Annotated in this window: 11 protein-coding genes; 9 read left to right on the top strand and 2 right to left on the bottom strand. The window is 46.2% G+C overall.

The annotated features are described in order from the left end of the window. Entirely contained in the window at positions 1–1,116 is a 1,116-nt protein-coding gene (locus tag CI960_RS00345) for a DUF4249 domain-containing protein (RefSeq protein WP_005859541.1), read from the top strand. Here CI960_RS00345 and CI960_RS00350 read toward each other — a convergent pair. Then, positions 1,069–1,887 carry a hypothetical protein gene (locus CI960_RS00350; protein ID WP_005859539.1) on the bottom strand — a complete coding sequence of 273 codons (819 nt, stop codon included), beginning with the start codon at positions 1,885–1,887 and terminating at the stop codon, positions 1,069–1,071. The two genes, CI960_RS00345 and CI960_RS00350, sit on opposite strands and share 48 nt — an antisense overlap. Positions 1,888–1,988: 101 nt before the next feature. Between CI960_RS00350 and CI960_RS00355 the strand changes: the two genes are divergently transcribed. The 7 genes from CI960_RS00355 (at position 1,989) to CI960_RS00385 (ending at position 13,700) form a co-directional block, all read left to right on the top strand. Then, on the top strand, positions 1,989–2,540 hold the full coding sequence (locus CI960_RS00355; RefSeq protein ID WP_008772825.1) for an RNA polymerase sigma factor: 552 nt from the start codon (positions 1,989–1,991) through the stop codon (positions 2,538–2,540). Then, positions 2,527–3,909, top strand: coding sequence for a porin family protein (locus CI960_RS00360; RefSeq protein WP_005859535.1), 1,383 nt, complete (start codon positions 2,527–2,529; stop codon positions 3,907–3,909). The genes CI960_RS00355 and CI960_RS00360 overlap by 14 nt, the downstream gene beginning before the upstream one ends. A gap of 20 nt (positions 3,910–3,929) precedes the next feature. After that, complete coding sequence (locus tag CI960_RS00365) at positions 3,930–5,192, top strand: LVIVD repeat-containing protein (RefSeq protein WP_005859533.1); 1,263 nt, start codon at positions 3,930–3,932, stop codon at positions 5,190–5,192. A gap of 284 nt (positions 5,193–5,476) precedes the next feature. Continuing rightward, positions 5,477–8,746, top strand: a complete 3,270-nt coding sequence (locus tag CI960_RS00370; RefSeq protein ID WP_094582166.1) for a TonB-dependent receptor — start codon at positions 5,477–5,479, stop codon at positions 8,744–8,746. Positions 8,747–8,758: 12 nt separating this feature from the next. Next, positions 8,759–10,366 (top strand): RagB/SusD family nutrient uptake outer membrane protein, encoded by a 1,608-nt coding sequence (locus CI960_RS00375; protein WP_005859529.1) that lies wholly within the window; start codon positions 8,759–8,761, stop codon positions 10,364–10,366. Positions 10,367–10,381: 15 nt separating this feature from the next. After that, positions 10,382–12,964 carry a M14 family metallopeptidase gene (locus tag CI960_RS00380; RefSeq protein WP_005859528.1) on the top strand — a complete coding sequence of 861 codons (2,583 nt, stop codon included), beginning with the start codon at positions 10,382–10,384 and terminating at the stop codon, positions 12,962–12,964. Positions 12,965–13,001: 37 nt separating this feature from the next. Continuing rightward, positions 13,002–13,700 (top strand): hypothetical protein, encoded by a 699-nt coding sequence (locus CI960_RS00385; protein ID WP_227211215.1) that lies wholly within the window; start codon positions 13,002–13,004, stop codon positions 13,698–13,700. Positions 13,701–13,722: 22 nt separating this feature from the next. Here the strand turns inward: CI960_RS00385 and CI960_RS00390 are convergent, their stop codons facing one another. After that, a complete protein-coding gene (locus CI960_RS00390) occupies positions 13,723–16,086 on the bottom strand; it encodes an ABC transporter permease (protein WP_005859526.1) in 2,364 nt (787 codons plus the stop codon). A gap of 157 nt (positions 16,087–16,243) precedes the next feature. Between CI960_RS00390 and CI960_RS00395 the strand changes: the two genes are divergently transcribed. After that, a complete protein-coding gene (locus tag CI960_RS00395) occupies positions 16,244–17,020 on the top strand; it encodes a response regulator (protein ID WP_005859525.1) in 777 nt (258 codons plus the stop codon). Positions 17,021–17,036 lie beyond the last annotated feature (16 nt).

Raw genomic sequence — 17,036 nt, forward strand, 5'->3', positions numbered from 1 at the left:
ATGAAACAGATAAAGAGTATCTTAATAAATACGATTTGTATAGTAAGCCTGTTTGGTTTGATGTCTTGCATCAAGGAGATCGATCTTGAATCCTTACGGCCGGATCCCACTTTGGTGGTGAACTGTGTCGCTATAACCGGCGAACCCTTAACCGTAAGTGTCTCCCGTACTTGGTTTTTCACGGATGATCATCCGAACGTGACTTTGGATAAAGCCGAGGTGAATTTATTCGTGAATGGCGCTTTTAAAGAGCGTATGAGCTTTCAGGAGGGGGATGAGGCATTTAACACGAAAGGGTATTTTAAGTCTGATTTTATACCGGTGAAAGGGGATCGTATCCGTGTGGAAGCTTCTTATCCGGAATATGGTGTGGCAAGCGCCGAGACAGTCATGCCAGCGCCCGCCCGGGTCTTGAAAGCGGGGGTAACCTATGCCACGGTAGCTGGCTCTTTTGGTTCTGCTCGCCAGAATGCGATTTATCAGGTAACACTCAAAGATAACCCTGCCGAGGAGAATTATTATTTACTCCGTATGGAAGAGGGCATTCCTGTTTTTGATGGAATAGCTAAGGAATATACAGGAGAATATAAATGGTTCTCGGTGAGTCCAAACTATGCGACTGAACCTGTTTTTGGTCAATCGTTGACAGCCTTGGATCAAATCTTTGGCAATGACTGGATGTATGGGTATGATGGGAAGGTCTTTTCTGATGAGTTAATAAACGGGCAAGAATATACCTTGCACTTAACGGATGAGTATTATTATGAACCTTATTATGGATCATATCCGCTAAAAGTAGTCCCGGATTCGATAGGGATAGAAGATCTAAATGAGGAAGATTTTCTTCCGATTCCACCCAAGCACCTACGGGTACACCTATATGCTATCTCGGCGGAATACTATCGATATCTGAAAGTTTTGCAAGATAAAGACACGGATTCAGTTTCGAACCTTTTGATCGATGGCGGTCTGGCCGAACCGATCCGTGTATTTAGCAATATAGACGGTGGTGTCGGTATCCTAGGCAGTTGCCATGTAGGAATGTTTGAGACGGAAATAGCGTCTTCCTCACATTCCAATCTTGAAGCGGCCCGATTTGAAGACGGGATAGACTAGGAACTGTGGTTCCATCTTCCGTCGTACCGGGTTGTATTCATAGTTGATACCGGCTCCCATCCAGAAATTATCAGTAACCTTGAACTCCATTGAGCCGCCCACTTGGGTATGATAGAAAAAGGGATTCCTAAGCATATGGGGATTGTTGTACTCGTCGGCGTAATAAGCGTATTGTCCCCATCCTTTCAGTTTCAACCAGTCCGTAGGTTGATATTCCACTTGTACGTTTGCGCCGGCTGTTATTCCGGGACTAGGGTTGAAGGGACTAAAGAAACGACCACCGAATCCTCCGCCATAAAGACTCCAATTGCCGCTGTGCCAAGAAATACCCCCGTTCATGATCGTCATGCCTCCGACTCCCGGCCATGTATATTGAACACCGTTAGCGATAAGATCGAAACTTTCGTTTAGCCGTTTCATATAAGTCTCATTGAAATCCAACGCCATAGGCGATACCTCCCGAAGCATCGGGGTATATACGTTAAAGAACGGCTGATAGGCGGCGGAAGATATCTGCATATCCATCGGACGCTCTTGTAGGGACGTATGGGGAATATCGGGCGTGAACTCCCGCAGTTTAATATCGATATCCCGTGTCCCCGCAGGGGTAAATGTCTTATAAGAGGCTTTCGGGATGTTCAACTCATACGTCTTGTTTTTAGGCAGGACGATGATTTTACCTTCTTTATTTAAAATAAACGAAAAGTCAGACTGTGCCTGAATTCCAACGACACATATCCATGCCATGAATATAAATAATCCTCGTCTCATACACTCTCCTCCTATTTTTGATGTGAAGGTAACTTTTTTTTGAATAAGATGCAACTTTTAGGATACCTATTTCATCCATATAATAGAGAGCATAAGTACTTATGGATGAACAACTGTTAATCGATGGATGTATGCGAGGCGAATCATGGGCTCGTAAGGAATTGTACGAGCAATATGCTCCTGCCATGATGAGTGTTTGCATGCGTTACGTGGGTGACAGGGAGACGGCTCGTGATCTTCTGCAGGACGGGTTCGTGAAGATATTTACGAAGATCCGGTCGTATTCCGGCTCCGGGGCTTTCGGGGGATGGATACGGCGGATCTTTGTCACTACGGCTCTTGAATATCTCCGGTCTTCAGAGAACACGAGGCTAAGTGTAGGTTTGGATGGCTATGACGACAGTTTGGAAGATATCAACTACTCCGTATTAGACCGTTTATCGGCAGATGACTTGTTGGCTTGCGTGGCCCAATTGCCGCCGGGATATCGTACGGTCTTCAACTTATATGCGATAGAGGGATATACGCATAGCGAGATCGCCGAGATGCTGCATGTACAGGAGGCGACTTCCCGTTCCCAGTTTATCCGGGCGAGGAACGCTTTGCAAAAGAGTGTACAATCTTTAATAAGGCATGAAAATGCGGGACGATAAGGATCATAACGAACGGCTGGATGATTTCAGCGGCTATATGCGGCAGCGCTTGGAAGAGCACCGGTTGCCGGTAGATGCTGGCGGCTGGGATGAGGTGGAGGCCCGGATGAACCGAAGAGCGAGATCACGGGGTTGGTTGTGGACGAGAGGCTTGGCCGCCGCCGCAGTGCTGGCCTTGGTTATTTGGCTGCTACCTTCCCCGGAGAAGATGCCATTGGAGGAATTGAGCCCCTTTCAGAAAGAGATATCGGAGAAAGCGGAGGAAATGAATATTCTTCCGGAGCATCCCGTTTTACCTGTAGAGCCTGTAAAGAAACGTATAGCGAAAGTGCTGAAATGGGAAAAAAAGGCTAAGCTTTCCGCTATTGTCGGGGAAAAGGAAACGATCCGGGAGGATGAGAAGTGTGAGACTATCGAGATTATTGAGAAGGATGCGATTGCGGCTATCGTAGAAGAACCGTCTGCGAAGGAGGATGCGTCCGAGGATTCGACGGACATAGTCGTTAAGCGAGGTGACTCTACGGTTCCTCTACCGGAAGGCGAACGGAGTCCCCGACGAAAAGCCTCTTTGAAAAAGAAAGCCAAGAAGAGTAAACGGAATAAGTGGTTATTGGCCGCCGCCGTTGGCTCTAGTGGTTATGTAGATAGCTTTTTAAATACGGATATGAGTTATGGTGATGTTTCTTCTCCGGGAGATATGAATGTTCCTTCCCAAGATCCTGATCCGGATAAGCCGGATAAAGACGATGATGAGAAGGAGAATGGCAATACGCCTTCCCAAACGGTCTCATTTCGTAATGCCCCGGTATTACGGAGTTCTAAGGTGGATGAGAACTTCTTGGATAATCGTTCGTTCGAATCTTATCCGGACGTTAGCTATTCCCTTCCGATATCTTTCGGTTTTACGGTACGGAAGGATTTGAGCCGGCGTATAGCGGTGGAAAGTGGATTGATGTATACGTATTTATCCACTACATTCAAGAGGGGAGGGGATTGCCCGTCAGAGGTGAAATCGTCTTTGCATTATCTGGGTATTCCCTTGAATCTGGTGGTTTATTTATGGAAGAATCAGCGATGGAATGTCTATCTCTCCGGAGGCTTTATGATGGAGAAGGGCTTGCAGGCCGTGTATAGTGGCTATATCGCCGGAAACGGAACGACTATCTCCAAGAGCAAAAAGGAGGATATCCATGGTATGCAATGGTCCGTGAATGCCTCGGTCGGTGCTGCTTATCGTTTTTATGGGGATTGGAGCCTCTATTTCGAGCCTCGCTTCTCCCATTATTTTGACTGTGATCAACCGGCTAGTATCCGTACGGACAAGCCGTTGGGATTTGGGTTGAGCGCAGGTATACGATATGCTTTTTAATGATTAAATCTATTATAATTATGCGGAAACTTTTTTATTGGGCGTTTGCCTTTAGCCTTTGCGTCTTAATGGGATGCAAGGATGATGGAGTGAGAGTGGAGGTCGTGCGGTATGCTATCAACGAACCGGTATTCATGTCGATCTCCGAGTTTCGGAATTCAGTGAAGGTGACGGATGAGGTGGTGCCAATCACCAAGCGGGGTAAGATCTGTTTCTATAAGGATTACCTGTATATTTCTTCCCCGGATAAGGGCATCCATATCGTGGATAACAGGAATCCGGCATCTCCCCGGATAGCGGGCTTTGTAGAATTGATCGGTAACGAGGATCTCTCGATCAAGGATGATAAATTGTATGCGGATTCGTATGTGGATCTGGTCTGGTTCGATATCTCCGATCCGGAGAGACCTGAATTGGAAGGTCGTGTGGAGAACGCTTTCCGTTATGCGCTTCCGACCATAGAGAATGGCTATGGGTTCGATTATAATATGTGTTATTCGGAGGAAGCGAGAGCGAAAGGTGTCGTGGTTGGTTGGGAGCCGAAGGAACGGGAGGAAACCATTTACCATTATCCGAGTTATGGCGGTGATCTGATGGCGAACGATGCGGCCCCGGGTGCTTCCATGCAGGGAGTGAATGGATCTATGGCTCGTTTTTCTATTTATGGTAAGTACTTATATACGGTAGAACAGAATATCATGTGTGTTTTCGACCTGTCTGGAGACAAGCCTGTCTTGACGACAAACGACATTTGGTTGCAACGTGGTGTCGAGACTCTTTTCAACTATAAAGATAAGATGTTCATGGGAACTCCGACCGGCATGTTGATCTATTCGCTGGAAGATCCGTTAGCGCCTAAGTATCGTTCTTCCGTAAGTCATGTCTTTGGTTGTGATCCGGTTGTCGTGGAGGATGACTTAGCGTATGTGACCGTGCATTCCGGAAATACTTGCGGGCAAAATACCAATGAACTGATGCTCATAGACGTAAGTGATGTGGACCAACCGAACCTGCTGGTTGCTTATGGCATGAAATGTCCGAAAGGATTAGGTATCGATAACGGTACTTTATTCCTCTGTGACGAAGGGTTAAAGGTCTTCAATGCGAAAGATCCTATGACCTTGCTGGCTAATCAGCTTGTTCATTATGCAGGTATGGAGGGTTACGATGTAATCCCTTTTAAGAACACCTTGATGATGATCGCCGATGATGGCCTTTACCAATACGATTATTCCAATTTACAGGCGATATCTCAGTTAAGTAAATTGCCAATGGGCGAATAGAGTTTAATATTCCTCTTCGCTATTCGCTTCGCAAGGTGTTTACCGGATTGCGGGATGCCGCCTTATAACTATGCCTGCTTACGGTCAGTAGCGTAACCATCAGTACGATACCGCCGGATAGCAGGCTTGTTTCTATGGAGTACGTTCACGAAAATTCGCTACTTTTTATGTGTTATTTATACGAGAATGTAAATAAAATGAGCTTCCTACTTTGATGTTATAATATTTATTCTGATCTTGCGGATGTTATTGTGTTTGATAAATTAAAATCTAAAACTATTATTATGAATCTTTTTGACAATATGCACGGACTAAAAGGATGCATTCGTTGTTTGACTTTTAAAAACGTGCTTTTAGCTCATTTTTTATTGGCTTTTTCAGTGGCAGGTAGTGTTTCTGCCGAGGCTTTGCCTACTTCTTATTTAAATGGCATTGAACAACAATCCCGGAAAGTTGCAGGATGTGTTTTGCAAAGAGTTGATAACGAGCCGGTCATTGGTGCTAATATTGTTGTGACAGGTACAACAATCGGTACAATTACAGATGTGGAGGGACGTTTCTCATTGGACAACTTGCCGGCAAATGCCCGTACGCTTACCGTATCTTTTGTTGGCATGACTTCGCAAACGCTTCCGATCAAATCAGAGATGATGATACTTCTGGAGGATGATTCGGAAACATTGGATGAGGTGATGGTCGTGGCTTATGGTACGGCTAAGAAAAGTACGTTTACTGGATCTGCCAGTTTGCTGAAGTCAGAGAAGATAGAGGCTCGTCCTGTTACATCGGCAACTTCAGCCTTACTAGGATCTACGCCGGGTGTGCAAGTAGCCTCAGCCAGTGGTCAGCCCGGTTCAGATTCGGATATCTATATTCGCGGATTGGGCTCTATTTCTGCGACGAATACCCCTTTGATTATACTTAACGGTATGCCCTACGATCAGAGTATCAGTAGTATCAATCCCAATGATATAGAGAGTATGTCTGTTTTGAAAGATGCCTCATCTGCAGCTCTGTACGGCGCACGAGGTGGTAATGGTGTTATCTTGATAACCACCAAGACGGGTAGTAAGGATCGTATGTCGGTGAATGTGAAAATCAACCAAGGATTCACGAATCGGCAAAGTCAGGATTATGAACGATTGGGCGTGAATGATTATTTGAAAGTATATTGGGAGAGCGCACGCAACCAGTTGATAAGTGGTGGTGCGTCACCAGAGCAAGCGGGAATGGCAGCCGCTCAAAACTTGATTTCAGGAACGCTGGGCTTCAATCCGTTTAACGTGCCGGACGATCAGGTCGTGGATGCGAACGGTGTGCTTAACCCGAACGCTACGTTCATGTGGGCGGATGATACCGATTGGGAAGACGCTATCCAGCGCACGGGCAGCCGTACGGATATAGGCGTGAGCGTGAGCGGAGGTAATAATAAGTCGGATTATTATCTTTCCGCCGGTTATCTGACGGAAGGTGGTTATATCATCGGATCGAAGTTTGACCGATATACCTTGAATACGAATGTTAACTCGCAGATCACCTCGTTCTTGAAGATTGGCGGTACGCTCTCTGGGAATATCAGCAAGGCGGAAGGGCAGCAGTCGCAAGCTTCGGGAAATAACAACAACCCTTTCCGATTCACTCGCTATATCGGACCGATCTATCCGATCCATGTACACGATCCTCGTACCAAAGAATATGTGCTGGATGCCAATGGTAATAAAGTGTACGACTTCGGTCAGGCCTATACGATCGAGGAGGGTGTGGAAGCGCCTTCGCGTGCGTATATCTCTGGTAATAACCCGGCTATTGAGTTGCAAAATATCAGCAACGGATACAAGCGGAATCAATTGAACGCGAAATTGTATGCGGAGATCCGTTTCTTGAATGATTTCAAGTTTACGGTGAACGGAGCCGTGGGAACAAGCTCTCGTTTAGGGCATTCGGCCAGTATCTATTATCCGGAGAAGACTGAGGTGGGGTCAAGCACGAAGACCGTTTCGTTTGAGACAACTTGGACGTTCAACCAATTGCTCTCCTATACAAAGAATTTCGGCAATCACCATGTCGATGTCTTATTAGGACATGAGAGTTATGATTATGAGTACAATTACCTGAAAGGCTCCATGCAAAACCAGACCATCCATAATGGCAACTTTGAGTTCAGCAATTATTCGGTGCCGGACGAGCAAGACTCTTATACGAATACCTACAAGACGGAGGGATTCCTTGCCCGTGCGAACTATGACTATAACAGCCGTTATTTCCTTTCTGCATCCGTGCGCCGCGACGGATCCTCCCGCTTTTACAAGGATTCCCGTTGGGGTACATTCTTCTCGGTAGGAGCTGGTTGGCGTATTGACGAGGAGCGTTTCATGGAAGATCTTGATTTCATCGATTTGCTGAAGTTGCGTGTCGCTTACGGTGAGGTGGGTAATGATGCCATCGGTAGCTACTATGCGTGGCAAGCGGCTTACGAGCAGGCCATGAACGGATTGGAGGCCGGTTATATCCAGCAACGTGTCGTTCGTAATAAGGATTTGCAATGGGAGGTGTCTCGCAATGGCGATGTGGCGTTAGAGTTTGAGTTGTTTAAAAGCCGTTTGTCGGGTAGTGTAGAGTATTTCGATCGCCGTTCCAGCAACTTATTGTTCTCGATCCCGCAAGCACCGGATACGGGTACTACCAGCGCATATAAGAATGCAGGTACGATGTACAATCGAGGTGTGGAAGTTGATTTGAACGGAAGAATCATCCAGACGAAGGATTGGACGTGGTCTGTGGGAATTAACGCTACATGGTTGAAAAATCGGATTACCTCTTTGCCGGTAGAACCTTATAACAGCGGAGTACATCGGGTGGAAGAGGGACATTCGCGCTATGAGTTTTATCTTCGCCAGTGGGCGGGAGTAGATCCTGCTACCGGAAACTCTATCTATGTGCCGGATCCGGAACTGACGGTGGAGTCTGTCGACCTGGTAGAGGTGGATGGAAAAACATATACGACTAACGTGAATGAGGCCATTTATGATTGGGCCGGAGAATCTACACCGAAGGTATCGGGAGGTCTTAATACGAACGTATCTTGGAAGAATCTTTCTTTAAGCCTGTTGTTTAACTTCCAGCTAGGTGGCAAGATGTATGATGTAGGATATTCTGATTTGATGACACAGCCTTCAGGATCCGCATCCTTGACTTCCAACAAGCATGTGGATATCTTGAATCGTTGGCAGAAACCGGGCGATGTCACGAATGTGCCTCGCATCGAGGATTTCGCAGATACGAATATGAATGCGGGAACTTCTACTCGTTGGTTGATCAGCTCGAATATGTTGGAGTTGGCTTCCGCTACTTTGAGCTATGATCTGCCGAAGCAATGGCTGGAGAAGGTTTCCATGCAAGGACTCCGGGTATATGCGTCAGGAGAGAATCTATTCTTGCTGACGAAACGAAAAGGTATTTTCCCTCGTTCAAACATATTCTCAGGATATAGTGGTAATGCGGATGTTTATTTGCCTGCGAGAGTATTTACTTTTGGTTTGAATCTTACTTTTTAAATCATGTTCAATATGAAAAATATATATATAGTAGTGTTGCTATCTCTTGTGGTATTATTCAATGGCTGCAAGGAGGATTTTTTGGAGACAACTTCCACACAAACGGTGGATGAGCAAGCAGTGTTCAATGATACCCAATCGGCTATGTTGGCTGTAAATGGCTTGCATAAATTGATGTGGACGGGTGATCTGTCTAGTTCGGCTTTTTATGGCGGTTACGATATGTTGATGATTTGGTATGAGGTGATGGGGGATGATTTGGTATATACGTACAGCAATGCGCAGTTCCAAAAGCAGGCTCAATGGTCGAGCCATCGGAATGCGACGATCGGTAGCGCGACCCATTTTTATCGCTTGTTGCAATATTTTATCTCTAACAGTAGTATGATTATCGATAATATCGATGCTGCGGAAGGTTTGGAGAGCGAGAGGAATTATATCAAGGGGCAAGCCCATTTTTACCGGGCTTTCGCCTATTTCACGATGGTACAGATGTATGGCGGCCGTTATAAGGCAGAGGGCGATAACACGCAATTGGGTGTGGTAATTCGTAACGATAACTCAACGGAGCCGAGAGCGAGAGCTTCTGTAGAGGAGGTGTATACGCAGATCAATGAGGATATCGACTTGGCGATCCAATTATTGGGTGCTACGGAGGAGAAACGGACTAATAAGTCGCATATTGATTTGCACGTGGCTCGCGGTTTGAAGGCTCGTATCTTATTGACGCAAGGTAAATGGTTGGAAGCGGCTGAAATGGCTAAATTGGTCGTTGATCTATCAGGAGCCAAATTGCAAGATGATACCTATACGACATTGAATGATCGTTTTAGCGATCAATCAAATACAGAATGGTTGTGGGGATCGAATCCTTTGTTGCAGCAAGCTCCGAACTTGACTCACTTCCATGGATATATGTCGAATGAGATCATTTCGTATAATGGCAATACCCCTCGTGCGATTTATAATAAGTTATACGACAAGATCAGTGATACCGATGTGCGTAAAGGAATTTGGTTTCCGAGGGCGACCGATCCCAATACTCTTCCGCGACCGATCCGGGCGGAGTGTAACAGTAAAGCGTATGCTAATTATATGGCCAATAAGTTTATCGTATCGGATCCTACGACGAAAGGTGGCCGGGATGTTCCTTTCATGCGCTTGCCGGAGATGATGTTGATCATGGCGGAGGGATATGCACGTGCTGGGGAGCCAGGCAAAGCGGCTCAGGCTCTTTATCCGCTGGCAAGTCATCGGGATCCGGAGTATACATTGTCTACGAAAACGGGCGAAAACTTGATAGAAGAGGTGATGACTCAACGTCGCATAGAGCTTTGGGGGGAAGGTTTCCGTTGGTTCGACTTGAAACGTTTGAATATGGATTTGGACCGTGGACCGGCTCCTCGTCCTGAGGTTTTCCCGAATGGTTTGATTGAATATTGGAACAAAGACGCAATGCCTAAAGTGGTGGATCCAGAAGCTTCTAATTACAATATGTATGGAGATGGAACGGTGACGGGTAACGGGAACAGATATCGTCCGGCCGGACATAGGGATTGGCAATGGGCTATTCCTGATAAGGAGACTCAACTGAATCCGCTTTGCGAACCGAATCCATAAAGTAAATAAATAGTTATGAGAAGATTTTTTTTAATGTGCCTGTTGCCAATCTTCTTGGCGACAGGTGTTTTTGCTCAACCACAAGCGGATGAGTATCCTTATGATTTGACGTATTTCTTGCCGGAAGGTTCTCAGGTTTATGACCCTCAGGTTCCTACCCCGGAAAAAATCTTGGGATTCCAGCTTGGAGAACAACATGCCGGATGGGATCAAGTAGTGGAATATATGAGAACATTGGCGCGATGCAGCGACCGTGTCACGATTAGGGAGACGGGGCGTACCTATCAGCACCGTCCTTTTATAGAGGTCGTGTTTACTTCGGCCGAGAACCAAAAGAATATAGATCGACTGAAGGAGGAGCACTTAAAGTTGAGCGACGTGGCGAAATCGAGAAGCATAGTGATAGACGACATGCCTGTGATCGTAAGCTTGATTTATAGCATTCATGGAAATGAGGCATCGGGTGTGAACGCTTCGTTGGCTGTTGCCTATCATTTGGCGGCGGCACAAGGGCCTGAGATCGAGGAATTACTAGACCAAGAGATTGTCGTGATGACTCCCGGAGCCAATCCGGATGGAATCAATCGGTTTGCGTCGTGGGTGAATTCCTCTAGAAGTTTCACGAATGTTAGCGATATAAAATCACGTGAGTTTACCGAGCCTTGGCCTTCCAGTCGTACGAACCATTATTGGATCGATTGTAATCGCGACTTACTTATGGCACAACATCCCGAGGGGATCAATGGCTTAAATGGATATTTTGAATGGTTGCCCAATGTGGTCGTGGATCAACATGAGCAAGGGGCGTTACGTCCTTATTATTTCAGTCCGGGACATCCTAAGCGTACCCATCCGTTTACTCCCCAGCTTAATCAAGACTTGACAGCCGAGATTTCTTCTTATACGGCAAAGGCACTCGATCGGATTGGGACGACTTATTATTCGAAGGAGGGTTATGATGACTTCTATTACGGAAAAGGGGCTGCTTATGGAGATGCGCATGGATCCGTTTGCCTGCTATATGAGCAAGGTTCCACGCGCGGACATTTGCGTAATACCCCGAGCGGGGAATGGACCTTTGGCTGGACGATCCGGAATCAGGCATTAGCCTCTTGCGCTACGCTGGAAGCGGCCAAGGCGATGCGTACCCGTTTGCTGGCTTATCAGAAGGAATATTATGAACGTACGGCTTCTGAGGCGCGGAAGGAGGCGGTACAGGGCTATGTGTTCGATACACGCGGATCTAAGTCTGTCGCTTTTCATTTCTTGGAGAATATGGCCCGTCATCATATCGAGGTCTATCAGTTGGCGAAGGACTATCAAGCCGCAGGTAACAAGGAGTTCCAAAAAGGTTCAGCCTATGTCATTCCGGTGGCGCAAAAATACAGTACGATGGTTAAGGTGCTTATGGAGGATTGTTTAGAATATACGGATAGTACTTTCTATGATATCTCTACATGGACGTTCCCGCATGCGTTTAACTTGGAGTGTGCTCCGGTGAAGAGTGTCGCCGGATTGATGGGTGATCGGATTGAGCGAAATGATTTTCCGCAAGGACGGCTCATCGGCGGGGAAAGCCGGGTGGGGTATGTGTTTGAGAACCGGGAGTTTTATGCGCCTAAGGTTGTCTATGAGTTGCAGCGTAAGGGGATTCGGGTCAGTGCGACCAACCGTCCGTTCCAATTTAAGAACGAAGAGGGAGAATGGACGATGGGCTATGGTACCTACCAGGTATTGACGCATAATCAGCCGCTTCCTTCGGATGTGCTCTATGCGACATTGGATGAGTTGGCGAAAAATACGGGAGTGGATATCTATTCGGCCAACACGGGATTGATGGCTGATGTGGATTTTGGCAGCCCGGCTTTTAAACCATTGGAGCAGCCGAAAGTGGCTATGTTGGTAGGACGTGGCGTAAGTATCCCGGAATCGGGTGAGATTTGGTTCTTGTTGGATAAGCGTTTTCAGATGCGTCCGGTATTGATAGAGAACCCGTCTTTGACAGGCAAGGACTTGAAGGCTTACAATGTTATCATTTTGGCTAATGGTGTTCCAAATCTAACTAAGGGTACCGAGACTGCCTTGAAGGAGTGGGTTGCTGCCGGAGGAGTGTTGATCGCTACCGGAAAGGCTAGCGCATGGGCTAGCAAACAAGGGCTTATCTCTTTAAAGACAAAGGAAACATTGCTTGAAAAGGCGGACAGCTTATCGGTTTATCGTTCTTTTGCGGATAAGGCGGAAGCAAAAGCCGGAAAGTTGATCAAAGGGGTAATTCTGAATTGTCATTTGGATAAGACGCATCCGCTAGCTTGGGGACTTGATCAAGATGAGATCGCTGTTATAAAAACGAATGATATCATTTTCCAGAAAGATAGGGATCCATATGTTTCGCCTTTATATTATACCAAAAAGCCCTTGTTGTCGGGATTCTTGTCGGCGGATAATGCGAACCTATTGAGAGAGGAGCCTGCTATAATGGTGAAACCTTATAGAAGCGGTAAGGTGATTGTTTTTGCTGATGATATGAATTTCCGTTCTTACTTCTTTGGAACTAGTAAGTTGTTCATGAATGCGTTGTTTTATAACAAATGTATGTAGTTGTCGGATGAGTACGCAACGAAATATATTGTGTCTCATGGCTCTTGTTTTATCAGGAGCCATGGAATTTGCCAATGCTTGCACGTCGGCTATCATTTCTGGCAAGGTAACACCTGACGGACGTCCGATTATGTGGAAAAATCGCGATGCGGAAAACTTGAAGAATTGTGTGCGGTCCCATTTATCTCGCTCGTTCCATAATCCTTTGATGGGTATCGACTTGAAAGATGGAAAACAAAATAAGCCAGAGACTTTCGGTTGGTTTGCGGAGCAGGATTTTATCGCTCGTAGAAGTACCTCTTGCGCTGTGGCTATTCAAGGTGTACGGCCGGACGAGGATGCTTCGTTCACTACGATGTGGACGGTTATCGGTTACCCACCGGTTACTCCTGCGGTTCCGGTTTGGTTGAAAGGCGCCGATAAGAAGTTGCCCAAGGCGTTAACTGTCGATCAAAATAAACATGCTCCGTTATGTGACGCGTCGAACATGCTTCGGGATAAGATTTACAGTTATCATCGGGGGACGAATACGGAAAGTTATTTCCATTGGGAATTACTTTTCAATCTAAGCGGCAATGGGTATATGCAGCAAACCGAGCGATTGGAGGAGGAGTTATTCGAACGTTTTTATTCCTCCATCGAAACGTGGCGGTCAAGGTCGGTAATTCCCGAGGAATTGGTTTTCAATTTGTATGATGATTGTGATGCATTCCTTGATGAGAAGACACTGAGGTGAGTATCCAAAATATTCCTTTTCGCTATTCGCTTTGTAAGGCATTTACGGGATTGCGGGATGCCGCCTTATAACTATGCCTGCTTACGGTCAGTAGCGTAACCATCAATACGATACCGCCGGACAGCAGGCATGTTCCTATGGATATGTCCACCCGATATACGAAATTCTCCAGCCAACAACTCAGCGAATACCACGTGATAGGAACGGCAATTGCGAAAGCGATCCCTACCCAGCCGATAAACCGACGATTTAATAGATACAAGATCTCCCCGGCCGTAGCCCCGTTTACCTTACGGATACCGATTTCTTTCGTACGCTGCTGGATGGCATAGAGAGCCATGCCGAATAATCCGAAGGCGGTTAGCAGGAGGCTGATGATCGAGTACATGATGAGCAAATGTGCCAGTTCGATCGTTTTTCGGTTAGATAACATAAATTCCTCGTATATATCTTGGTATTCGAAAGGTACGTTGGGATTGATCTTTTCCCATGTTTGTTGCAGTAACGTTAGAGCCTCGGCTCTATGCTCCTTTTTCAGTCGGACTTGGACGAGGTTATAGGGGGGAGTATGCGTTAGGTAGGTCAAGCTAGGGTAAACCTCTTGTCGTAAGGTTCCTGTATATAGATTCTCCACGATCCCTGCTATAATCGCTATCGGTTCTCCCTCCTTTTCCATCTTCCCGAATTCAGTGTCGTAAAGGCGGACAGGCTTACCCACGGGATTCTCGCCTTTGGGCACGAGCAAACGTGCGTATTGTTCGTTAATATAGACGGGTGTGCTGTATTGTTTTAGAGCCTCTCGCTCTGAGAGCCCTTGAAGAATGTTTATCTTCATAACCTTTAGGAAAGTACTATCACCTTCGTATTGGCCTAGCGTATAATTTAGTTCGTTTCCGTTTTCGTCTTTCAAGACCATTGTCCGCAAGTTGAACTGTATGATCCCGCTTCTCGAAAGGCACATCTCTTCTATGGAAGGATAACGCCGGATCTCTTCAGAGAAGGTCTGTATATGGTTCCCACTCCAGTCGGCTATTTCGATGAGGTCCCGGTAACGTTCACCGTTTGTCTGAGTGAGCGTTAGTTGCTGCCGTACGGTTAGCGTGGCGAATACCAGAGCTATTGAGATGGCGAATTGTAAGATGGAGAGCCCGCTTATGATTGTCCGCTTCCGGGTACCGGTGGTGAATGATTTATACTCGGAATGGGAAAGGGAGTTGATCTTATGGCTCATATATAATGAGGGGATAATGGATAGAGCTAGGATGAGTGCCACGATCACAGGTAAGACCTGTCCACTAAAGAAAAATCCCAAGGAGATACGTCCGGAAACGATCTGGTTGAAAGCCGGCAGGAAATCTAGTGTAAGTAACAAGGATAAAAAGAAAGCGATCAGCACGGTAAGGAAAGTATCCAAGAATAGCTGGCGATGGATTTGCCCAGCCGATGCTCCCATCACCTTCTGGGTGTAGATCATCCTTACTTGTTGCAAAATGCGGGAGAAACTTAGGTTGGCATAATTGAAACAGGCGATCACGAGGATTAGGATGGCTGAGAACAAACCAACGTACAGTAAGTCTTTCTGGTTTCGGTGGATATAGGGGATGTATTCTTGTGTATAGGTTTGCTCTTGGAAATAACTCTCTTGGAGGGTATAGAAATAATACTGTCCGGTTCCGTTGAAAGTAGGTACCTTATCATCCTTTAGTTTTTGAGTGAACGTATCAATGTTGAAGAGATCGTTTACCAGTAATAAGGTAGGGCCGCCATTGAATTGGGAGGTAGTACCTGCCAATGCGTTGAACTTCAAGAATGATTGAGGGTACTCTTTGATAACGGCGGCGACCTCGTAGGTAATCGTCTCGTTCTCATAAGTGTACTTTGCCGAAAAGGTTTTACCGATAGGATCCTCGTTCCCGAAGAATATCTTCGCTTGGTATTCGGTCAACGCAATTGCGTTTGGTTGGGTTAATGCCTTGTTTATATCTCCTGCCACTACCTTGTAAGGGAAAAAGCGAGGAAAGGAGGGATCTGCTCTGACGATCGAGATTGGGTCGAAGTGCTTTTCTCCTATCGTGATGGAGGCGGCATTCTCTATGTTCAGTCGTAAATAATCCTCAACTTCAGGGTATTGGTCTTTTAGCTGCACAGGGATCTTCCCTTTAATAAAAGATACTTTCTCTCCGGAGGTCAAGGGAGAGTCTTGTGCCATATAGATGATATGCGACTTATTGGGATTATGGGCTTCTATCCTAGATTCATAAATGACGTATGAGATCAGTAGGTTGGTACAAGTGATGCCTGCCGCCAGACTCAATAAGGAAATGACGGCGAACGTCTTGTTTCGCCACCAGCTACGGAATATAAGTTTTAGAGATATGGATTCCATGGTTTTATCTGTTTGTTGGTTCAAAGCTATCCGGTTGCGTGGAATATGGCAAATAAAATCGGAGGAAACGTTCGTAAAGGACTGGATTTGTCTAAATATTGGACACTGAGAGCCGGGAAAAGATCGTATCTTTGCGTGCGAAAAAAGAGGAGGCTTCATGCGTAACGCGAAGATTATAGTCGTAGATGACAATGAGGCGGTATTGAGAAGTCTGCGGACGATCCTGTCCCATGAGTTTAAGACGATCGTTACCGTATCATCTCCTGTTCTATTGCCTGCCCTTTTACGGAATGGAGATGTAGATATGGTTTTACTGGATATGAACTTCGGCGCTGGAAAGCAAAGCGGTGGGGAAGGGCTTTTCTGGTTGGATCGTATTTTGGAGCTTAAGAATCCTCCGGCCGTTATCTTGATAACCGCTTTTGGGGATATCGAGTTGGCTGTATCTTCCCTTAAAAGGGGAGCCTCGGACTTTATCGTGAAACCTTGGGATAACGAGAAACTTATTCAAACCCTTGTCCATGTGTGGGAACACCGTATGGAATCAAATACAGATAAGGCTTCATCTGTGGCCGAATCTCTTATTAATGCATTGCTAAAGAAATATACGGAGGCTTATGCGAAACCATTGCCTCGTCTGACAGCGGAGGCGGTCGATAAGTTATCCGATATGGCCGGACGGGGTGATTTGGCCTTGTTGCAGCAAATCGTCGAACGTACGGTCTTACTTGTGGATAAATGCCGTTTGGATGCCGATGATTTCTATGTGGAGGAGCTTGCAGAAGCCTCTCATCCTTGTACGTTGGAGGATATGGAGCGGCAGTTTATCGCCGAGGTATTGAAAGAAAAGAAAGGGAACCTGACGCTTGCGGCTCAACAATTGGATATTAGCCGCCAGACCCTTTATAATAAGATGCGGAAATACGGATTGTAGATTATAAGGAGAGTAG

It is taken from the genome of Parabacteroides sp. CT06 (assembly GCF_002257605.1).
GTDB lineage: Bacteria > Bacteroidota > Bacteroidia > Bacteroidales > Tannerellaceae > Parabacteroides > Parabacteroides distasonis.